Here is a 20938-nt window from a genome sequence, read left to right as displayed (position 1 = left end):
TGACAGGAGAGCCGCCAAACTCCGGCGCAGACCCACTCCGGGTCAGAAGCTCCAGCGCACCGAGGCGTAGCCGAATCTTCCCGCGTTGGGGATCCGCTGCCCCACCCCGACATCGCTGCCCGCCACGCGGTTGATCCCGCCAAGGTGGTCGGCATAGCGTTTGTCGAAGAGGTTCTCGACCCCGGCCTCGATCCTGACGCCGCTGGCGAACTCCCGGGCCGCCCGGAGGTGGAACACCGCATACCCGGGCGTGGTCGGCTCGTTCTGGATCCTCGAAACCTGGTTCTGCGCGTCGGCCCATTCGCACTCGAAGGAGGCCTCCCAGCCCGCATGCGCGTAATCGAGCGCCGCCAATCCCCGCAGCGGGGCGATGCGGTAGAGCGGGTTGCCGGTGGACGCATCGCGTCCCCGCACCCAGCTCGCGTTCGCCCGCAGCGTGAGCCGCTCGTGCAGTGCGGCATCGAATTCAAGCTCCGCCCCGTAGAGCTCGGCCCGGTCGATGTTTTGGAACTGCAGCACGGGGCGTCCCTGACCATCGAGACGGGCGATCGGCCGGCCCTCGATGTAATCCGAGACACTTTGGTAGAAGGGCGTGAACGATGCGCCCCACCGCTGCTGCCTGTGGTGCAAGCCGAGCGCGACGTGCAAGGCGCTCTCCGGATCGAGCGCGGTGTTGCCGAGGTAGGTGCGCCCGTCCGCGAGGCCGGCGCTGGCATTCGCGGGTGTCCACAGGTAGCGCTCGACGAGTGACGGTGCCCGGTTCTTGAGGCCAGCCGCCAGCTCGAGCCGCGTGTCGTCGCGGAACTGCCAGCGCAGGGCGGCCATCACATCCACCAGCAGGTCGGAGTGGGTCCGCTTCCCGGCGTTGAAGGCCGCCTGGTCCGCGGCCACCGGGGGAGGCCCGAACTGGTTGCGCACGGCCCCGGCCCGGGTCTGCACGTAGTCGGTCCGCAGGCCGAACAGCGACTCCCATTCGTCGGACCACTCCCGCTCCCACTCGCCGAAGAGCCCGAAGCGCTCCCGCCGGTTGTTGCGGAAGGTGTCGCGACGGAGCCCGGCGGCATTGACCTGCTCGGCCTCGAACTCCGCCCGGTGCAGGTCGAGTCCCGTCCGGAGCACCCCGTCGGCCAGCCCGGTCTCGATACTACTGGAGATCCCGTAGTCCCGGCTCGCCGCCGGCGCCTGCATCCGCATCGGTGCGGGACGGAGGCTGAAGTTGTCCATCAGGTGGTCGACATCGTGGAAATAGACCCGCGTCTCCCAGCTGCCCCAGGCGAAGCGCTCGAGCTGATGCAGCCCGAAATGCCACGAATCATCGCGCACCATGTCCATCGGCAGGGCAGGAGTCCCAACGTCGCGACTGCGGGAGAAGCCCGTGTCCACCGAGATGAATCCGCCGTCGGTCCGCCACGATCCGATCCAGGTGTGGCGCTGGGTCTCGAAGCCGCTGGCTCTCACCGTGCCGCCCGGAAAGCGCAGGTTCCCCGCGTCCATCCAGCTGCCCCGGTATTCGCCGCGCAGCCGATCGGTCGCGCCGAAGAGGCGGGCCTCGGCAAACCAGGCATCCCGGTCGCCGCGGAAAGAAGTCCCCAGCTCGCCGCCGAGCAAGCTGGCACCCGCCGCGGCAAACTCGGGTTCGGGGCGGTAGATGCGGATCGTGCCGGCGATCGAGTCGCCCCCGGCACTCACCGGAGAGATCCCGGCGAAAAGCTCGACGAGATCGCCGGAGGCCACGTGGGCATAGTGCAGCGGCGGGTCCATGTGGTTCGGGCAGGCCGGCGTGATGGTGCGGTCGTCGACCTTGACGCGGACGCGGTCGCCACCGAGTCCGCGGATCTGGGCGAGACCGGTCTGCGGCCCGTTGCGCATGATCGCGACACCGGGCATTCCCCGGAGAAGGTCACCGCCGTCGGCCGCGCCGGGTCCGGTGCCGGGGATTTTGCGGCCATCACTGGCCCACTTGGAGTTTTCCGCGATACCCTCGACCACCAGGGGATCGAGGTTTCCGTCGGGGGTCTGGGCCCCGACCGCGGTGATGGTGGCGGCCGACGCCGCCAGAATTGAAAGGATTTTGGAACTTGAAAGATACATGGTTGAAAGAATCTGTTAGATTGTGAAAACGGGAAATAGGGAGAAATGGACGGGCGCAAGAGCGCTCCGGTTCGGAAAGGCCCGAATCCAAGGGATCAGCCCACGACCGGGGGTGCCTGCCGACCCGGCCGACGCAGTAGCCGGCCGATGCGGGTTCCCGATCGAAAAGTCCGATTCCCGGAGCTCAACCCGGCTCGCGCGGAGGCGGCACCTCGGGAAGTCCCCCGCGGGGCTCCGGGCAGCGAACACTGCCCCACCGGCTCCATGCCCGGGCCTGGTCGCGACCATCCGGCAGCGGCACATCAACGAGTTCGTGGATGCGCAGGCTTTGACCGAGGCTTTCGGCCAGCCGGCGCTGTTCATCGCCGGTCGGCAGAGCCGGCGCCGGCTCCTGCTGCTCCATTTCCTCGATGCACTGGCACAGGGCGCACGGGCGTTCGCCGCTGAAGGTGTCCTGCAATCCGCGGGCCAACCCGTCTTCCGCCGAGTAGCTGATCAGCATCCCGGCCCATGCCAGCAACTGCAGTACCACCAGAGGTCCACCGATCAGATGCACTCCGCCCAACGCCACCAGCAGGTGACGCCATCGACCGTGTTGGAACCGGCGCAGCACGACCCGGGGTGGTAGCCCTGTTCACCCGCCCGCGCAATGCCGACTTTGCCGGTGCCCCCATAATCAGAAAATCGGCGCAATGTCCGGAGGCCGGGCGGTGGATGGCGCCCCGCCGGCCCGACCCACGCCCATTCAGTTGTCGGAGGGCATCAGGGACCTTCTCTGCTGCACCAGTTCGGTGACCGGGCGGTCGAGATCGATGATCAGGACGACCACCAGCGAGAAGGCCACGATGAGGGCGGAGCTGGCCAGCCGACTTCGGCGGCCGTGCAGGCCGGAGTTGATCCCGAGCATCACCGTGGCGATCGTCAGGAGGAAAAACAGCGTGCCCCACAGGGCGTTCGGAAAGCGGTTCGAGAAGGCGACCGCCCGCCGCTTGGCATCGGTGTCGATCAGGTCGTTCAGCGTCGCGAGGTAGAGGTTGAGCGCCGTATCACCGGTCTCACGGCGCAGCGTCACGGCCTGCTCCCAGAGCTGCCCCTGGATCGCCTCGCAGCGCGTGATGACCTCCTCGATGCCTTCCAGACTCCGGCGGTCCACCACTTCCTTCCGGATCCGCACGTATTCCTCGATCAACGACTTGGCGGTCGCCCGCTCCCCGGCGGGCAGTAGATCGGCGCGCAGCATCAGGGTGCCGGCGGTGTTGTGATCCTCGAGGATGAGCGCCCGTCGCTCCGAGTAGCGCTTGGTCGCCATTGAGAAGGAAAACCCCAGCATGAAGGCCATCAGGCCGAGCAGCGCCGTGGTCACCGCCGCTTCCATGGGGTGCTTGCTCAGGCCCTTCTCCCCCGCCCGGCCGGACAGCCAGCGCCCGGCCCGGAATCCAAGCTCGATGATGACCGACAAGAGGACAATCAGCATCACCCCAAACCAGATCACGGGAATCGAATCGAACGCCTGCACTTCCCGAAGCAAAGCCTTCGCGGTCTCTCGTGGCAAGCCGCAGGTTCAACGAAAGGCTTCACTTGCACCCCCTTCGACCCACCCTAGATTGGCCGCATGAAAATCATCACCGTTCTGGCTGCCCTGAGCCTCTGCGCCTGTGCGGATGACAGCACCAACAAGAAGATGGAAACCGCCGACAAAGCCCCCGAGCAACCGACCCAGCCTGTGAAGAAGACCGACGCCGAGTGGCGCAAGGAACTGACCCCCGAGCAGTATCACGTCCTCCGCGAAGCCGGCACCGAGCGGGCCAACGGTCCCATCTACAAGGAGTTCAAGAAGCAGGGGGCCGGCACCTACTACTGCGGCGGCTGCGATGCCGAGCTCTTCTCCTCGAAGGAGAAATTCGACTCCGGCTGCGGCTGGCCATCCTTCTACGACCCGGCCAACGCCAAGAACGTGAAGACTTCCACCGACTACAAGATCGGCTACGCCCGGACCGAGGTCCTTTGCGCCGTCTGCGACGGCCACCTGGGTCACGTCTTCACCGGCGAGGGCTTCGACACCCCGACCGACAAGCGCTACTGCATCAACGGCGTCGCGCTGAAGTTCGTGCCCGAAGGTGAAAAGCCTGAAAACAAGGCGGCAAAGGAACCGAAAAACGGAGAGTAGGCGGCGGGTCGCCCCTCCAAGACCCGGGAATCCCGATCATTAAGGGATGGTCTATCAGAGGATCTGCGTGGTGACTCGCCGGACCTCTCCATAGCCTTCTGCAAAATCCATTCCGGTCCTGGCTGGACTCCAAAATCCGAGATGCGATTCCGGGGGGAGCGCTTCCGGACAGTTTCACAAGGTCGGACCAATCAGAAGGCGCGGGCTGAGAATCCTGGGGGGATCCAGCCCGCGCTTTTCTGTGGAGAACTGCTTTGGAAGCCGCTTCAACTTGGGTGCCTTGGGCGAACCGTCAGCGGCTTGAAAAGCCGCTCTCCCCATTCCGGCTTGTCGCGATCAGCCTGCCGACGCGGCATCCACCCGATGCAACCGCTCCGCCGCCCGCCGGGGATTCCCGCCTTCCGGCAGGCACTCGGCACCGAGGGGCAGCGCGTAGCCGATCTCGCGCACCTTGCGAAACACTTCCGAGTAGTTCACCTCGCCGGTGCCCGGCTCGTGGCGGCCGGGTGAATCGGCGAACTGCACGTAGCCGATCCAGTCACGGCCCTTTTCCAGCCCGTCGATCAGGTTGCCCTCGAACCGCTGCATGTGGAACAGGTCCCAGTTCAGCTTCACCTGCCGCGAGCCGACCGCCTCGCAGATCGCGATGCCGTCCTCGCTGCCGTAGAGGCAATGAGCCGGATGGTTATAGGGGTTCATCGGCTCGACGATGGCCGTCAGGCCATGCTGCTCGAGCAGGGGCACCACGGCCTTGAGTTTCTCGACCACCGAGGCGTGCATCTCGGCCTTGGTCAGACCCTTGATGTCGTCGCCCGCGACGATGCAGAAGCGGTCGCAGCCCGGAAGCCGGGGAGCCGCGTGACAGGCTGCCTCGATTTCCTCGACGAAGCTCTCGACCGGAAAATCGGGATGGTTGATCTCCTGCCCGAAGCCCCACGCGGTGAACTGCGTGGCGGTCATGCCGTGCCTGTTGAGGGCCTCGGCTCCGCCCGCCAGATCCTTGTCGCGCCAGGTCCACAACTCGATCGCCGGAAAGCCGAGTTCGGCCGCCTGCTCGATCCGCTCGACGAAGTCTCCCTCGAACCACATCTCGATGTTCACGGCGACGGGGGTGTGCGGCGTGCGTCCAGGCTTCTCGATCGTCTCTGCCATGGCTCAAGCCAAACCCGGCGCCGGGCCGAGCGCACGTCCGAAAGCCTCAAACTTGCCGTCCGGGCCACCTTCAAAGATCATCCGCCTTCGGTGAAGAATCCGGCGGCGGCCAGACGTAGAGTTGACGCACCTCGCCCTGAATCCATGTCGCTCACCAGCAGTCGCCGCAACTTCATCAAGACCACCGCCCTGGCGGTGGGTGTGCCCACTTTCATCCCCGCCTCGGCCCTCGGCCGCGATGGACACGTCGCGCCGAGCAACCGCATCGTCCTCGGCGCCATCGGCATCGGGCCCCGCGGGCGCCAGGTGCTGTCGTGCTTCCTGCGGGAAAAGGACGTCCAGTTTGTCGCCATCGCCGATGTTCAGGAGGACCGCCGCGAAACCGTCCGCCGCATGGCCATGCGCAAGTATGGCACCGAGGACTGCGCGAAGTACAACGACATGAACGAGCTGCTGGCGCGCGACGACATCGACTCGGTGCTGATCTGCACCGGCGATCACTGGCATGCGCTGGCCTCGATCATGGCGGCCAAGGCCGGCAAGGACATCTACTGCGAGAAGCCGTGCAGTCTGACGATTCGTGAAACCCAGGAGCTCGCCGATGCGATCCAGCGCTACGACCGGGTTTTCCAGGCCGGTACCCAGCGCCGCAACGTCGACAACTTCCGCTTCGCCTGCCAGCTCGCCAACAGCGGCAAGCTCGGAAAGATCACCGAAGTCCACGCCGGGATCCTGAAACTGGGTGAGAGCTTCGATTGGCTGCCCGAGGAACCGGAGCCGGATCCCTCGGTGTGCGATTGGAACCGCTGGCTCGGTCCCTCGCCATGGCGTCCCTTCAACAAGCGATACGTGCAGGGCCGCTGGCGCGGATACTACGATTTCCACGGCGGTGCCGCGCTGCCGGAGTGGGGCGCCCACACCATCGACCTCTGCCAGTGGGCGGCCGACGCCGACGACACCGTGCCGGTCGAGTACGAGGCGAAGGACGACACGACGGTCCACGCCACCTATGCCAGCGGCATCAAGCTCATCATGCGCCTCTCCGGCTTCAAGGGCGAGGGCGGCTGGAATGTGCCCGGCACCTGCCCGGTCCGCTTCGAGGGCGACAAGGGATGGATCGAGGCCGCCGACTCCGGCAAGATCGCCACCAGCGACGACGCGCTGGCCGAGGGTTTCCCGGCGGGGGGCCTGGCCGGCACCGATCCGACCAAGCACGTCCGCGATTTCCTCGACTGCGTCAAATCCCGCAAGCAGCCGGCCGCGAATGGAGAAATCACCCGCCGCGGGCACATCGTCTCTCACGCCGCTTCCATCGCCTGGCGCGTCGGACGCAAGGTCCGCTTCGACCCGGAGAAGGAGGTCTTCCTCGACGACGACGAGGCCAACCGCATGTGCAGCCGCGCCCGCCGCGCTCCCTGGCACGTCTGAAACCCTTTTTGACCCATGAGTTCCAAACACGTTCTTAGCGAAGAGTCGCAACTCGCGATTCTCAAATCCGACGCCCCGCCCCACGAGAAGGCCGTGGCCTGCCACAAGCTCGTCTATGTCGCCGGACCGAAGTCCGTCGCCCCTCTCGCCGCCATGCTCAATGACGAGATACTCTCCGACTACGCCCGCAGCGGGCTGGAGGCGATCGAGGATGCATCCGCGTCCCAGGCGCTCATCGACGCGCTGCCGAAACTGAAAGGCCGGCTGCTGGCCGGCGCGGTGAACTCGCTGGGGGTCCGGCGGGAGGGCAAGGCGGTGGGAGTCCTTCTGACCTTCTCCGAGAAGTTCACCAGCGGCGATGATCTTGCGGTCGGGGATGCTGCAGTCTCCTCCCTCGGCATGATTGCGAGCGAACCTGCAGTCGTCGTTCTGAAATCGCTCATCTCTCGAAGCTTCGATTCACATCGGACAGCAGTTGGGCACGCGTCGCTGATGGCAGTTGAGCGCCTCAGATCCGACGGCAAGGCGGCGGACGCAGAAGAGCTCCTCGATTTCCTGGCAGACGCCTTCCCCGACGGTCCCATTCACGACGCCGCCAAGCGCCTGTAGGAACCGCGGATCGGCGCGGCGGAGCGCCGATTATGAAACCGGCATTCCTGTGAGGTGAGTGGGAAGCGGCCGTCGAGATGCAGTGCCACGCTGCCGGGCCACGAGGAGGATGGGTGAGCTGACGATGCCGGTTTCATAACCGGCGGTCCCTCCCTCGCCCGGATAAGGATTGAACTCGGCAGGCGAGACCCTTGAAATCAGCCCCGCCCATGAATGTCTTTCTCTCCATCGACCTCGGCGCCGGCTCCGGCCGCGTGATTGCCGGTCTCTCCGACTCGAAGACCCTCAAGCTTGAGGAGGTTCATCGTTTCGACAATCCCGGCACCGATCTTCCCGGCGGTTCGTTCTGGAACATTGTCGGACTCTTCCGCGAGATTCAGGAGGGGCTGCGCATCGCCGGTGAACGCTACGGCGATCAGGTCGTCGCGATCGGGATCGACACCTGGGGCGTCGACTTCGGTCTGCTCGATGGCCAGGGCCGCCTGCTCGGCATGGTCCACCAGTACCGCGACCCCCGCCACGAGGGCATGCCCGAGGTCATGCACGAATTGATGCCCGAGGCGGAGATCTACCGCCACACGGGCATCACCACCAATTTCTACAACTCCTCGCTGCAGCTCCTCGCCGAGAAACAGCGTGATTCCCCCGCCCTCCAACACGCCGATCAGTTGCTCTTCATTCCGGATCTCCTCGGCTACTGGCTTTCGGGCAGGAAGGCGGTCGAGCGGACCATCGCCTCGACCTCCCAGCTCGTCGATCCGGCCACCGGCGATTGGGCGTGGGAAGTGATCGAGGCCCTCGGGTTGCCGAAGGGCATCTTCGGCGAGATCGTGCCCCCGGGCACGGTGCTGGGATCGCTGCGCGACGAAGTCCGGCGCGTCACGGGGCTCGGCGAGGTCCCCGTCGTCGCCTCCGCCTGTCACGACACGGCAGCGGCCGTCGCCGGCATCCCGCTCGAGGGGGAGAACCAGCCGTGGTTGTCGTCCGGCACGTGGTCGATCATGGGCCTCGAGACCCGCGAGCCGATCCGCACGCCGGAATCCTTCGCCGCCCGCTGCTGCAACGAGCTCGGCGTCGACGGCACCGTGCGTTTCCTCAAGAACATCTCGGGACTCTGGATCATCCAGGAATGCCGACGCCAATGGCAGATCGAGGGTGAAGAACTCAGCTACGGGGAAATGACCCGGCTCGCCGACGAGGCCGATGCCTTCACCGCCTTCATCGATCCGGATCACGCCGATTTCGCCGCACCCGGCGACATGCCCGCACGCATCCGCGAATTCTGCCGGCGCACCGGCCAGCCGGTGCCGGAATCGAAGGGCCAGGTGCTGCGCGTCGCGACCGAGTCGCTGGCGCTGAAATACCGTGTCACCCTCGAGGCCTTCCGCCAGCTCTCCGGCAGGGACTTCAACCGGCTCAGCGTCGGCGGCGGCGGCATCCAGAACACCTCGCTGGTCCAGGCCACGGCCGATGCCTGCGGCGTCGAGATTCTCGCCGGTCCGGTCGAAGCCACCTCCTGCGGCAACCTGATCGTCCAGATGATGGCCACCGGCCATCTGTCCGACCTGCCCGCGGGTCGCCGGCTGATCCGCGACTCCTTCGACTTCGCCAGCTACTCGCCGCGGGACACCGGGGCATGGGACACGGCGGCTGAGCGGTTCGAGGCGCTGCTTTGAAGCGTTTCCTCGCTCGAAGCTCGACCCCCTGAAGGGGAACCACGTACCTCCGCTGCCCGCTACCACTCGTCTCCCAGCCCGTAGCGGCCGGCGAGTTCAAGAAGCTCCTCGCGCATCGGCCACTCGTCCGGCCGCTCGCTGACCTCGTGACGCTTGCTCGCACCCTTGAGCATCATGCAGCCGGTGTTGTCGCCGATCGCCTTGACCTCCTCAATCTCCTCGGTCGAAAGCCGGACCTCGGGCAGGACCGCCAGTTCACGAATCCGCTCCTCGATGGGCCGGGCCTGCTCACTGGTCTCCTGGATGAAGGTCGGAACCACGCTCTCCACCGGCTTCTGGCTGAGGTTCCAGATCGCGGCGAACTGGACCATGGAAAGCCCGTGCCGCTCGGCGATCGGGCGCATCTTCTCGATCTTCTCGAGACCATGCTCGACCCAGCCCTCGGGACGGTAGGCCCGGTGATCGCCGGGCTTGAACTCATGCCCCGCCTGCATGTCGCCAAAGAAAAGTCCGCCGAAGTCGACCACGCGCGTCAGCACCTTCACGTCGTGCTTGTCACATGCCGGCAATGCCAGCCCCACCGGCCACGGCTCGAGCGGATTGAGGATCAGCATCGCCCAGTCGATCATGTCGCCGAATTGCTCAAGGCAATGCACCAGATCGAGCGTGAATCCATTCGCCGGCCCCGGGGCGATTCCCAGGCGATCCGCCAGGCCCTCCTCCTTGAGTCCGGCCATCGCCTGCCAGACCGCCTCGCTGGTGTAGCCGAGCTCGTCCGGGTTGTGCAGCATCACGAGGTCGAAGCGATTGGTCCCGCAGCGTTCCAGGGACTTCTCGCAGGCCATTCGGAGGTATGACTTGTAGCCCTCCGGGCCGCGCAGTTCGGGATCGGTGAAACGCGGATAGCCGCGATTCCCCTGGCGTTGGCCCTCGTAGAAATCATGGCCCAGCGTGCCGACGAGACAGTAGCTCTCGCGATTGACGCCCTCGAGAGCCTGCCCGATCAACTCATCCGCCTTGCCGTTGCCGTAGACATCCGCGGTGATGAAGGTCCGGAAGCCGGCCTCGTAGGCGAGGCGGATGCACTCGATGTAGCGTTCCTCGCTCAGCGTTTCGCCGAAATGCATGAAGCGCCCGCCGCTCCAGGTGCCGTAAGCCGTGGTGGTCAGATCCATGCCGGGGAAATAGGGCCGCAAGGCCCGCTGGTCAACGGCGGGAACCCCGAGGACCCGAAGGAAACGCGGACTTGTCCACCCGACAACCGCCGGACAAGCTCGCGGTCATGGAGAATCCTTACATGAGCTCCGGTGTCGATCCGATCTCCCGCAGCGAAGGCAACGTCATGACCCCGACGCTCATCCAAGCGCTTGCCGGCACCAAGCCCTGGGTGCAGTTCTGCTCGATCATCGGTTTCATCATCACCGGTCTGATGCTGCTGGCCGGTGTCGGAATGATGATTGCCGGCGGGTTCATGGCGACAACGGGCGACAGCCCCGGGATGGGAGCGATGGGCATGGCGCCGCTTGCCCTGATGGGTGTCGCCTACCTCGTGATCGCGGGCTTCTACTTCTTCCCTTCGCTCAAGCTCTGGCGCTACGGGTCGCAGATCGCCTCATTCATCGGAAGCAACTCGGTGACCGACCTCGAATCCGCCCTCGAAGCCCAGCGTTCCTTCTGGAAGCTCGCAGGCATCCTCATCTGTGTCGGAATCGCCCTCTACATCGTCTTCATGATCTTGATCTTCGCCGCCGCCGCCGGCAGCGCGATGCTGTTGCCGTCACCCGCCCCCTAGTCCTTCTGGGGCTCCCACGAACGGGACTTCACGACCTTGATCGCCCCCTGTAGACGGGTGGAAAGCCCTCCACCGCTGCCGGCGGTGATGGTCTGGACCGTCTGATACTCCTCCCGCATCAGCACGGGATGCAGCAAGGACGCCCAGATCCTGCCCTCGCTGATCGAGATCTCCGCGTCCCGCTCCTTGCCCAGGAAGTCGACCTCGGAGCGCACCGAAAGGTCGCCGGTCACGGAAAACACGCCGCATGGATGGCCTCCGACGGCCTCCTCACCTTCAAAGACAAGCTCGATCCGCCCGCTCACGTCGGCTGCTTGAATCATCCGGATGGCGCTGCCGGTGAGGACCACCCGGTCGCCCGGCTTCCATCGCCGCGACGAGGAAAACCACTGCGCCCGCGGGTGGGCACCGGTTTCCACCAGCAGCCGCGGAATCGCAGTGTTCATCGATTGTGCCCAGTTCACCTTGCGGAACTCTCCCGAGGCACTCCCATCGACGCTCCATCCGTCCTCGGTGAGGACAAATCCCAGCGACTCACCCTCGAGATCCGAGGCCCCGGCCGGCACCGCTGCATTTTCCTCCTGGTCGGGAAGGATCCGCCGCCCCGCCTTCTCCAAGGTGATCGTGAACCGACCCGGATACTTGTCGTAGACGACCTCGGTTTCCAGAATGTGGTCCCAGCGGGTATTCTCCGATCCCAGCTCCGATTTTTCGACCACGCGGACCCCGTCGTGATCACGCGAGACGCGAAGCCGCCCGGTCACCGTCCCGGGAAAATCGAGGTCGCGACGGAAGCTCACTCCGTCTTCATGGCGTTGCACTTGAGCCGCCAAAGCCGGATCGACCTCGCCTCCGGGCTGTGGGGTTGTCGGCGCCAGTTTGGCAATCTCCCCCTTGCCCAGCAGTTCGCCCACCTTGTCACATCCGCCGAGCAGCAGGGAGGCCAGGGACAGGGCGAAGACGGGCAAGGCTCTCATCGAGTGACACGATTAAACCAAGGCCGGACGCGCCTGACCAGTCCTCATCCGGGGCCGCCCGCAGCATTCCGACAGATCAGGCGCTGGTCCATTTCGAGAGCCGGAGCATCCTCCGCCGCCTCACCCACGAGCTGCGCGGGCACCCCGGCCACGGTGGAATGGGGCGGCACATCCGTGAGCACCACGCTGCCCGCTCCGACCTTCGCCCCTTCCCCGATTTCCACCCGTCCGAGAATCTTGGATCCAGCGCCAAGCAGCACCCCGGAACGAACCACCGGATGGCGGGCCCCGGTCTGTTTGCCGGTACCGCCGAGGGTCACCTCGTGGAGGATGGACACATCGTCCTCGATGATCGCCGTCTCGCCCACCACGAAGCTGGTGGCGTGGTCGAGCAGGATGCCGCACCCGATCCTCGCCGCCGGATGGATGTCCACCGCGAACACCTCGCTGGCGAGGCTCTGGAAATACAGCGCCAGCTCGATCCGGTCCCGCTGCCAGAGGTGATGCGAGATGCGGTAGGTCGAGATCGCCATGAAGCCCTTGAAAAAGAGCAGCGGCTGGAGCGGCGAATCACAGGCCGGATCGCGCTCGACGATCGCGCAGATGTCGCGCGCCATGCTGGCGACCAAGGTTTCATCCTCGGCGAGGATCCCCGTGAGCAGTGGATTGAGTTCCTCGCGGGTCATGTCCTCGCGGGCCAGCTTCCGCGCCAGCCGGACGCCGGCGGCCTGTCCCAGGGACGACTGCTTGAGAATCACATCCTCGATCAGCACACGCAGCCCGTGCTCCTCCTCGTGGATGGCGGACGCCCGATCTCGAATCGACTGCCACACAGCCTCGACATCCACCTGTGGAGCACGGCAGATTCTCACCGGAGCGTCTTCTCCGGTGGTCGTGCCGTTCTGCTGATCTGAATCCATGCGAATCTCCCAGAAACTTGAGTATGCGTGCCGGGCCATGGCGCAGCTCGCGCGCCGCCATCCTGAGCGCACCCTTACACGTCTCGACGAACTCGCGCAACGGGAAGCCGTGTCCTCCTCGTTTCTGGTGCAGATCCTCAACGACCTCCGCCGGGGCGGCCTGATCGAGAGCAAGCGCGGCAAGGCCGGCGGCTACCTGCTCGCCCGGGAACCCGAAACCGTCAGCCTGCTCGACATCGTGGAGGCGGTGGATCCCTCGCTGCTGACCAACTCGACCCGCGGCGACGGCGAATCCGGCGAGGGCGTCCGGCGTGCGTGGCAGGGCATCGCCGGCGCCACCCGGGAGCAATTGGCGGGCATTCCGCTCAAGCACCTGATCGCCCGGGGCGACGCGCCGATGTACTACATCTGACCCGGCTCAGGATTCCGCCGAACGGGGCACCAGTTCGAGCATCACCTCCGCCGATCCGCGCCGGACCTTGACCCGGACCGCTCTTTCCGGCTGCAGGAGGAAAAAGGCATTCACCGCATCCCCGTAGTCGGCCAGACGCCGGCCGCCGATCTCCGTCAGCACGTCCCCCGCCCTCAGGCCTGCCTCCGCCGCCGGCGAGCCGGCGACCACACGCTCCACCTTCGTGCTGCCACTCTCGGGATTGAGGACGAGCCCGATCCAGGCCTTTGAAACGCGGCCGTCGCGCGAGTCATCCAGCACCCGCCGCACCACCTCGACCGGCAGCGCGTAGAAAAGCCCCTTTCCCGCAGGCTGGTGGGCCAGCGCCACCACCCGCCCGCCCGCGTCCAAGAGCGGCGTTCCAGGCCTCGGCGGCGGACCATTCGTCGTCAGGCGCAACAGCGTGAAGGGCAGGTAGCGTCCGCCCACCCGCTCCACCCGGTCACGGATCTGATAGTTTCCCCTGCCGCCGGCATCCTTCAAGACCCCGCCGGCAGGCGCCACGGCAGCCAGCGGCAAGCCCGATCCGAGATTTCCCCGGGCTCGAAAGACGACCAGACGGGAAACAGGATCCACCACGCTGCCGTCCATCGCGGCAGTGGCGCCCAGCAACCGGGCCTGTTGCAGGTCCTTGCCCGCCACGCCGAGCGTCACCACCTCGCGGCCACCGGCGACGACAAAGGCCGCCGCTTCGGCCTGATTGGAACCAAAACTCGAACTCAAGCCGGGAGCCGCCGATGCCTGAGTGATCAGCAAAGCCAGTCCGAGACCGAGCGGTCTCCGCTTCCCGAGGGGGGACATCGGGGCAGGGTCGGTCAGAACTCCTGCTCGCCCAGCTTCCCTTCGGAAGTCGGGCGGAGGTCCAGTTCGCCGAGCTGGCTTGGAGTGGTGTCCTCTGCGGGCACCGTCACCGGATGATTGACCGGCTGCAGGGCGGGTTGCTCGATTTGCTGCCCACGGGGCATCGAGAGAACCATCACCATGACGGCGGCGTAGGCCACTCCGGCACCGCAAGCCCACTTCGCCCAGCCCGGGTCGGCGAGCCATTCATTGAATCGCTGCCACAGCGTCAGGCGACTCCCCTGCTGAACCGCTTCCTCGCGGCGGCGCAGGTGGAATTCCCGCAGGAGATCCTCCATCGTTCCCTCAGGCGGCTTCTCGTGGCGCTTGAGCGAAAGCAGGTTCCCGAGCTGTTGGTCAGTCATGTTCACGGCGTCGGATGGTTAAAGAATCTAAAATATTCACCTAAATGCAAGATCTTTTTTTAAAAACGCTGTTCCCAGAAGTCTTGCAGGTAGGTTTGGAGCTGTTGATGGGCGTAGTGGAGTCTCGACCGGACGGTGCCGACCGAGACCCTCAGGATCCCGGCGATTTCGCCGTGTGGCAGACCCTGAACGTCGAACAGTGTCACCACCGTTCTGTGGGGTTCTGACAGGCGTTGCATGGCTTCGTTCAATCTTTTCTGCAGCTCGTTGACGTTGGTGTGGCGCTCGGGGTCGGATTCCCAGCCGGTTTCCACCAGTGCGGGGTCCTGCTGCACCGCTGAATCCATGTCGTTGAGGCTGAGCCCGCTCCTCCGTTTGCGCTTCTTGAGGAAGTTGAGCGTCATGTTCACCGCGATCTGGTAGATCCAGGTGTAGAAGGTGGACTTGCCCTTGAATTTCGGCAGCGACTGGTAGGCCCGGGCGAAGACGTCCTGGAGGACGTCGTGGGTGTCCTCCTTGTTGGAGGTCATGTTGTACACCAGCCCGTAGAGCTTGTCCCCGTACTTGAGAATCAGCTGGTCGAAGGCACGGGTATCCCCCTCGCGGGCGCGCTGAACAAGATCGGCGTCCGCATCCGGCCTGGGGGTGTCATCCGGCATGAACGGGCTGTAAGGGGTGAACGCCCCGAGGCTACACGCAGCGGGCCTTCTGTCAGCAAGGAAAGCGATCCGGACTTGGCCCGCGGGCGCGATTCCTCCAGCCTCCCGCCATGCCCACCGCCGAACTCATCCGTTCCGCCATCCGCGACATTCCCGATTTCCCGAAACCCGGCATCATCTTCCGCGACATCACCCCGGTCCTGGCCGATGCCGAGCTGTTCCAGCACTCGATCAGCATGATCTGCGAGACGGCCGGCACGGTGAAGATCGACAAGGTGGTCGGCATCGACGCCCGAGGGTTCATTTTCGCCGCAGCGGTGGCCGACCGCATCGGCGCGGGCTTCGTTCCGGTCCGCAAGGAAGGCAAGCTGCCGTGGACCACCCGCGGCCTTTCCTACACGCTCGAATACGGCGAAGCGGCCGTCGAGATCCACGAGGACGCGATCCAGCCCGGTGAAAAAGTGCTGCTGGTCGATGACCTGCTCGCCACCGGCGGGACCGCCTCGGCCGCGGTGAAACTTCTCGACGGCCTGCGGGCCGACCTGATCGCCGCCACCTTCCTGATCGAGCTGACCGGCCTCGGCGGCCGCGAAAAGCTCGGCAATCACCGCATCGAGTCCATCATCTCCTACCACTAGCCCGGTTGCGTCATTCAAAGATTCAGCATTCGACATCCACCCTGCCATGTCCTTCGACCACTACTCCGCCTCGCTGCTCCGCTATCCGGAATTCGGCTTCTCGCTCGACACTTCGTTGCTGGAGGTCGGCGAGGAAGCCCTCGACGCACTCACCCCCGATATCGCCCGCGCCTTCAATGACATGAAGGCCCTGGAATCGGGAGCGATCGCCAACCCGGACGAAAACCGGATGGTCGGCCACTACTGGCTTCGCAATCCCTCGCTGGCTCCCAGCGAGGAGATCCGCAACGCCATCACCCGCCCCCTGCGCGCGCTCAAGGACTTCGCCGAACACGTCCACACCGGGAACATCGCCCCCCCGTCCGGCGGCGCGTTCCGGCAAATCCTGCTGATCGGCATCGGCGGCTCCGCGCTCGGCCCCCAGTTCGTCGACGACGCACTCGGTGCGCAGGCAAAAATGCCCATCCTGTTCTTCGACAACACCGACCCCGCCGGCATCGACCGGACGCTGGCCTCGATCGGTCGCAAGGGACTGGCCTCGACCCTGGTGCTCGTCATTTCAAAATCGGGAGGAACCCCCGAGACGCGAAACGGCATGGTCGAGGCCAAGGCCGCCTACGACGCGGCCGGACTGGACTTCGGCAAGCACGCCGTGGCGATCACGGGCGAGGGATCCAAGCTCCACCAGTTCGCCGACGAACACGGCTTCATCGCCCGCTTCCCCATGGAGGACTGGGTCGGGGGACGGACCTCGGTCATGTCCACGGTCGGCCTCGTGCCCGCCGCCCTTCAGGGTCTCGACATCGATTCCTTTCTCGCCGGCGCCGCGGCGATGGACGAGCAGACCCGCCGCACCGATGCGCGGACAAATGCCGCCATGCGCCTCGCCCTGTGCTGGCACGTCGCCGGCAACGGACGCGGCGAGAAGGACATGGTCGTCCTCCCCTACAAGGACTCGCTGGTGCTCTTCTCGAAGTACTTGCAACAGCTCGTCATGGAGTCGCTGGGCAAGGAGAAGGATCTCGACGGCCGGGTGGTCAACCAGGGCATCGCCGTCTATGGCAACAAGGGTTCGACCGACCAGCACGCCTACGTCCAGCAACTTCGCGACGGCGTCGCCAACTTCTTTGCCACCTTCATCGAGGTCCGCAAGGGGCGCGACGGCGACACGATCGAAGTCGAGCCCGGTAGCACCTCGGCCGACTTCCTGCAGGGCTTCCTGCGTGGCACCCGCAAGGCCCTGCACGAGTCCGGCCGCCCCTCGATCACCATCTCGATCCCCGAGGTGACCCCCTTCCAGGTCGGCGCCCTGATCGCCCTCTTCGAGCGGGCCGTTTCCTTCTACGCCTCGCTGGTCAATATCAACGCCTACCACCAACCGGGCGTCGAGGCCGGCAAGAAGGCCGCCGCCGCCTTCCTGGAAACCCTGCACGCGGTCGGCAGCCGGGTGACCGGGGATCCGAAAACGGCGGCCGAGATCGCCTACGAGATCGATGCCGACACCGAGGACGTCTACCACTGCCTGAGCCACCTGGCCGCCAACGGCGACGCCCAGATTTCCCTCGGCAAGGAGCCGAAGCACGACACCTTCTCACTGTGAGCGGGTCCCTGTGAGCGGAGCCGCGGGGTGGTGCCCCGCCCTCCCCGTCAACGGCGCAGTTCCGCCTCGATCTGGGCCACCTGACTGCGGATTTCGATGTCGGTTTCGATCCGCTCGGTGACCTTGCGGACGGCGTGGATCACCGTTCCGTGGTCGCGGCCACCGAAGGCCTCGCCGATTTCCATCAGCGACGACTTGGTGAGCCGCCGGCTCAGATACATCGCAATCTGACGCGGGCCCGCGATGCTCGCCGGGCGGCGACGGCTGGCCATGTCCGCCAGACGCATGTCGAACCGCTCGGCCACCATCCGCTGGATGGCATCGATCGAGACCTGCTTGCCGTTTTCCTCGCGGAAAAGGTCGCGCAGCAGGTGCTCGACCTTGTCGGGCGTGACCCTCTCGCCGGCGAGCGAGGAATAGGTTCCCACCCGCATCAAGCCGCCCTCGAGCCGGCGGACGTTGGTGCGGATCCTTTCGGCCAGCATCCGCACGATGCCTTCGTCGAGCTGCAGTTTCCACTCCCTGACCTTGTGCTGGAGGATCGCCAGCCGGGTTTCGAACCCCGGAGGCTGGAGTTCGACCGTCAGGCCGCACTCGAAGCGCGACACCAGCCGCGGCTCCAGGCTCTGGATCTCGGAGGCCGGGCGGTCGCTGGTGAGCACCACCTGCCCCCGCCCGTCGAGCAGGGTGTTGAAGGTGTGGAAGAACTCTTCCTGGGACCGCTCCTTGCCGCTGAGAAACTGGACGTCGTCGATCAGCATCAGGTCCGCCGTCCGATAGCGCCGGCGGAATTTCTCGAGCCCGCCGGTGCGAACGACATCGATGAACTCGTTGATGAACCGTTCACAGGTCAGGTAGACGATTTTCGCCCGGGGATTCCGTCTCAACCACTCCTGGCCGATCGCCTGCATCAGGTGGGTCTTCCCGAGACCGGGCCCGCCGTGAATGAAGAGCGGGTTGTAGCCGGTCCCCCTGCCCAGGGCCACCGCCTCGCAGGCCGCGTGAGCGAACTGGCTGTTGACGCCCACCACGAAAGATTCGAAGCCGAAGGAGGGATTCAGGCCGACCCGCTTCAGGCGCCGGTCGAGAGCCTCCGCCTCATCCGAAATCGGCTCGCTCGCCTCGAACCAGTTGTCCGCATCCTTTTCCATGGCCACCTCCGCTCCGTTGCCGGGCTGACCATCATGAACCTCCAGCCGCACCTGTGCAATCTCCGGAATCACATTCCGGACCGCCGCCGTCAGCTCGTTCAAATAGTTGGTCTCGATCCAGACCTGATGGATCTCATTCGGCACCGAGACCTCGACGTGACGGTCATTGACCGCGCTCAATCGCGATGCCCGGAACCATCGGTCGTAGGCATCGCCGCTTACCAAGCCACGCAGGTGCTCGCACACCTTGCTCCAAACCTCTTCCTCCCTGGCCCGATTGTTCCCGTAGTCCAACCCTGCCGTCGCCTCCTCCCGTTCCATCTTTTTCCAATCTCAATCACTAAGGGTTTCCCGATCGCGCTCCCCGTTCCGACCCCCGATCGGACGTGCGCTTCCCCAACAGAAAAGCGACCCGGCGTGGTTTCGAAAACTCCTTAGAATCCCACTCTAACAATTCGCTCGTTCCGCAACGAATTTTCAAGGGTTCCACGCCCATCGATTTTTAAAATCTTGACCTTGGATTTCGTTAAATTCGCTGAACCAATTCACCCGCAACCACTGCTTCCAGGATGTTTCCACGCTTTGATCCTGTGGCGCTTGCGAAATATTTTCACGCACACGCCAAGGGTTTCGATTCCGTCACATTCACGGCTCCGGGTTCGGCTCCTCCCGCGACCGGCACAAAAGTTCACGACGCGGCCGACCCAACCCTGGCCCTCGCGGGCAGGTAGCCGGCCAGGAAGGTGATGAGCGCGGTGACCGGCCAGGCCCAGACGTAGCTCCAGAGGGGTTTGACGACTCCCTCTGCAAGCGCCTCGGCATCAAAGGTACCGAACACCCCCAGCCATTCCAGGGAGACGTTCGCCTTCGCCAGCAGGACCCACAGGTCGGGCCGGCAGAGCGCGACCAGCACGAAGGACACCGCCGCCCCGACCGCCAGACCGCGAATGCTTCCACGGCCCAGAATCGCGCAGCCCATCAGGGCCAGCAGCGGGCCCATGGTGTAGGTCGTCATCCCGAAGGCCAGCGGCAGAATCGGAATGCCCTCGCGGGCAATGTTCAGCAGCCAGGTGAAACCGGTCAGGATGATACCCCAACCAATGACCAGCATCCTCGACTTCCACACTAGATTCATCGTCTCCAGCTCCTCGTCGCTGCGGTCCTCGGGGTGGTAGAACATCGAGAGCGTGGTCTGGCTCAGCGCCGCCAGGATCGAGTCGAGACTGGAGATCGACGCCGCGAACACGCCCGCCAGGATCAGCCCGCTGAGACCCACCGGCAGCACCGTCGTGATCCACATCGGGAACACGTAGTCGGGCTTTCCGGGCTGCAGCACGTTGCTCTCGCCCACCGTCGCGGTTCCGGCCTCGACCAGCGCCGCCTCGGCCTCGGTGAAGGGATCCACATGGTAGTGAACGAAGAGCGCCGCGCCGACGAGCAGCATCAGCAGCGTCAGGACCTGGCCGAAACAGGAGAAGATCAACGCCTTGCCGGCCTGCTTGGCGTCGCGACAGCAGAACATCCGCTGGGCATTGAGCTGGTCGACCCCGAAGGCGGTCAGGTTCTGGAAGGGCACCGCGAGAATCGCGACCCAGAAGGTGAACTGGAGCTCAGCCTCGAATCCGAAGGTGAAGTCGAAGGTCCGGGTGCGGCCGAAACCCGAGGCGATTTCCCAGAACTCTCCCCAGCCGCCGTTCAGGCTGGCACAAATCCAGACCAGCGCGATCACCCCGCCGACGGTGAACAACAGGAACTGCATCACATCGGTCCAGATCACCGTCCGCATCCCTCCCATCAGCGTCCATCCGATGGCGAACATCCCGATGATCAGGATGCTCCAGTGGATTTCCAGCCCGGTCACCACCTGCAGCGGAATCGCGGCGACCAGCACCCGCACGCTCTGGCCGAGAATGCTGCCGAGGGTGAAGAGCACCGTCGCGAGCTGCTTGGCCGCCCGACCCAGCCGACGCCCCATGTAGTCGTAGGGGCTGTAGATTTCCTGCTCGTAGTAGAGGGGCACCAGGTATTTCGCCACCAGGAAGCGGGCGAGGATCGAGCCGATCGCCCACTGCAGGTAGGTGAAGTCGCCGTTCAGCGCGAACAAGGTCCCCGGCACCCCGATGAAGGTCACCCCGCTGATCTCGGTGGCGATGATCGAGCCGCTGACGGCCGGCCAGGGCAGGGAACGGCCGCCGAGAAAGAAATCGCGGATCGTGGCCTGGGCTCCGCTCATCCGGTGCCCGATCCAGGTGCAGAGGGCCAGGTAGCCGAAAAGCACCAGCCAATCCACCACGGTGAAGTGCGTCTCAATCGCTCCGATCAGCATGGCGCACGCTAGGGAATGGCCCCCACCCCCGTCCACGCCCGAATTGATGGGTTCATGGGTTCATGGGTTCATGGGTTCATGGGTTCATGGGTTAAC

The 20938-nt window shown here is 65.2% G+C and carries 20 protein-coding genes; 8 read left to right on the top strand and 12 right to left on the bottom strand.

Annotation, left to right across the window (positions count from 1 at the left end; all coding sequences use genetic code 11):
• Positions 1-42 precede the first annotated feature (42 nt).
• The 3 genes from ACG2LG_RS09340 to ACG2LG_RS09330 form a co-directional block, all read right to left on the bottom strand.
• On the bottom strand, positions 43-2091 hold the full coding sequence (locus tag ACG2LG_RS09340; protein WP_396258382.1) for a TonB-dependent receptor: 2049 nt from the start codon (positions 2089-2091) through the stop codon (positions 43-45).
• Positions 2092-2275: 184 nt separating this feature from the next.
• The gene (locus tag ACG2LG_RS09335) at positions 2276-2704 is read right to left on the bottom strand and encodes a hypothetical protein (protein ID WP_396258380.1); all 429 of its coding nucleotides are present in this window, start codon (positions 2702-2704) and stop codon (positions 2276-2278) included.
• A 132-nt stretch (positions 2705-2836) separates the two neighbouring features.
• Positions 2837-3565, bottom strand: a complete 729-nt coding sequence (locus tag ACG2LG_RS09330) for a hypothetical protein (RefSeq protein WP_396258378.1) — start codon at positions 3563-3565, stop codon at positions 2837-2839.
• A 207-nt stretch (positions 3566-3772) separates the two neighbouring features.
• Between ACG2LG_RS09330 and msrB the strand changes: the two genes are divergently transcribed.
• Positions 3773-4258: a peptide-methionine (R)-S-oxide reductase MsrB gene (msrB, locus tag ACG2LG_RS09325; protein ID WP_396258387.1), complete on the top strand. Its 486-nt coding sequence runs from the start codon at positions 3773-3775 to the stop codon at positions 4256-4258.
• A gap of 336 nt (positions 4259-4594) precedes the next feature.
• On the opposite strand, the gene ACG2LG_RS09320 is transcribed toward msrB, so the two are convergent.
• Positions 4595-5410 carry a TIM barrel protein gene (locus ACG2LG_RS09320; protein ID WP_396258377.1) on the bottom strand — a complete coding sequence of 272 codons (816 nt, stop codon included), beginning with the start codon at positions 5408-5410 and terminating at the stop codon, positions 4595-4597.
• Positions 5411-5554: 144 nt separating this feature from the next.
• On the opposite strand from ACG2LG_RS09320, the gene ACG2LG_RS09315 reads away from it, so the two are divergent.
• From ACG2LG_RS09315 to ACG2LG_RS09305, 3 genes are all read left to right on the top strand, one after another.
• Positions 5555-6838, top strand: coding sequence for a Gfo/Idh/MocA family protein (locus tag ACG2LG_RS09315; protein ID WP_396258375.1), 1284 nt, complete (start codon positions 5555-5557; stop codon positions 6836-6838).
• Between the two features lie 15 nt (positions 6839-6853).
• On the top strand, positions 6854-7447 hold the full coding sequence (locus ACG2LG_RS09310) for a hypothetical protein (protein WP_396258374.1): 594 nt from the start codon (positions 6854-6856) through the stop codon (positions 7445-7447).
• 209 nt (positions 7448-7656) lie between these two features.
• Entirely contained in the window at positions 7657-9123 is a 1467-nt protein-coding gene (locus ACG2LG_RS09305) for a rhamnulokinase family protein (protein WP_396258372.1), read from the top strand.
• 59 nt (positions 9124-9182) lie between these two features.
• Here ACG2LG_RS09305 and ACG2LG_RS09300 read toward each other — a convergent pair whose 3' ends face one another.
• Positions 9183-10298 (bottom strand): aldo/keto reductase, encoded by a 1116-nt coding sequence (locus tag ACG2LG_RS09300; protein WP_396258371.1) that lies wholly within the window; start codon positions 10296-10298, stop codon positions 9183-9185.
• Positions 10299-10420: 122 nt separating this feature from the next.
• Between ACG2LG_RS09300 and ACG2LG_RS09295 the strand changes: the two genes are divergently transcribed.
• Positions 10421-10915 (top strand): DUF5362 family protein, encoded by a 495-nt coding sequence (locus tag ACG2LG_RS09295; RefSeq protein WP_396258369.1) that lies wholly within the window; start codon positions 10421-10423, stop codon positions 10913-10915.
• Here ACG2LG_RS09295 and ACG2LG_RS09290 read toward each other — a convergent pair.
• A complete protein-coding gene (locus tag ACG2LG_RS09290) occupies positions 10912-11892 on the bottom strand; it encodes a hypothetical protein (protein WP_396258368.1) in 981 nt (326 codons plus the stop codon). The genes ACG2LG_RS09295 and ACG2LG_RS09290 overlap by 4 nt on opposite strands.
• A gap of 44 nt (positions 11893-11936) precedes the next feature.
• Positions 11937-12812 (bottom strand): serine O-acetyltransferase, encoded by an 876-nt coding sequence (cysE, locus tag ACG2LG_RS09285; protein ID WP_396258366.1) that lies wholly within the window; start codon positions 12810-12812, stop codon positions 11937-11939.
• Between cysE and ACG2LG_RS09280 the strand changes: the two genes are divergently transcribed.
• Positions 12811-13224, top strand: a complete 414-nt coding sequence (locus tag ACG2LG_RS09280) for an RrF2 family transcriptional regulator (protein WP_396258364.1) — start codon at positions 12811-12813, stop codon at positions 13222-13224. The genes cysE and ACG2LG_RS09280 overlap by 2 nt on opposite strands.
• Before the next feature lie 6 nt (positions 13225-13230).
• On the opposite strand, the gene ACG2LG_RS09275 is transcribed toward ACG2LG_RS09280, so the two are convergent.
• The 3 genes from ACG2LG_RS09275 to ACG2LG_RS09265 are packed head-to-tail and all read right to left on the bottom strand — an operon-like array spanning position 13231 to position 15127.
• On the bottom strand, positions 13231-14064 hold the full coding sequence (locus ACG2LG_RS09275; protein ID WP_396258362.1) for a S1C family serine protease: 834 nt from the start codon (positions 14062-14064) through the stop codon (positions 13231-13233).
• Between the two features lie 14 nt (positions 14065-14078).
• Entirely contained in the window at positions 14079-14468 is a 390-nt protein-coding gene (locus ACG2LG_RS09270) for a hypothetical protein (RefSeq protein WP_396258360.1), read from the bottom strand.
• A 59-nt stretch (positions 14469-14527) separates the two neighbouring features.
• The gene (locus ACG2LG_RS09265; protein ID WP_396258358.1) at positions 14528-15127 is read right to left on the bottom strand and encodes an RNA polymerase sigma factor; all 600 of its coding nucleotides are present in this window, start codon (positions 15125-15127) and stop codon (positions 14528-14530) included.
• A gap of 110 nt (positions 15128-15237) precedes the next feature.
• Between ACG2LG_RS09265 and ACG2LG_RS09260 the strand changes: the two genes are divergently transcribed.
• Together ACG2LG_RS09260 and ACG2LG_RS09255 are read left to right on the top strand one after the other, a co-directional pair.
• Complete coding sequence (locus tag ACG2LG_RS09260) at positions 15238-15765, top strand: adenine phosphoribosyltransferase (protein ID WP_396258357.1); 528 nt, start codon at positions 15238-15240, stop codon at positions 15763-15765.
• 46 nt (positions 15766-15811) lie between these two features.
• On the top strand, positions 15812-17365 hold the full coding sequence (locus ACG2LG_RS09255; RefSeq protein ID WP_396258355.1) for a glucose-6-phosphate isomerase: 1554 nt from the start codon (positions 15812-15814) through the stop codon (positions 17363-17365).
• 47 nt (positions 17366-17412) lie between these two features.
• Here the strand turns inward: ACG2LG_RS09255 and dnaA are convergent, their stop codons facing one another.
• Positions 17413-18837 (bottom strand): chromosomal replication initiator protein DnaA, encoded by a 1425-nt coding sequence (dnaA, locus tag ACG2LG_RS09250; protein WP_396258353.1) that lies wholly within the window; start codon positions 18835-18837, stop codon positions 17413-17415.
• Positions 18838-19204: 367 nt separating this feature from the next.
• Positions 19205-20842: a sodium/solute symporter gene (locus ACG2LG_RS09245; protein ID WP_396258352.1), complete on the bottom strand. Its 1638-nt coding sequence runs from the start codon at positions 20840-20842 to the stop codon at positions 19205-19207.
• Between the last annotated feature and the right edge of the window lie 96 nt (positions 20843-20938).

Origin of the sequence: Haloferula sp. A504 (assembly GCF_044385805.1) — a bacterium.
In the GTDB taxonomy this organism is placed as follows: Bacteria; Verrucomicrobiota; Verrucomicrobiia; order Verrucomicrobiales; family Akkermansiaceae; genus Haloferula.
The sequence above is the reverse complement of the archived record's forward strand: the minus strand, read 5'-3'. Positions and strand labels throughout refer to the sequence as shown.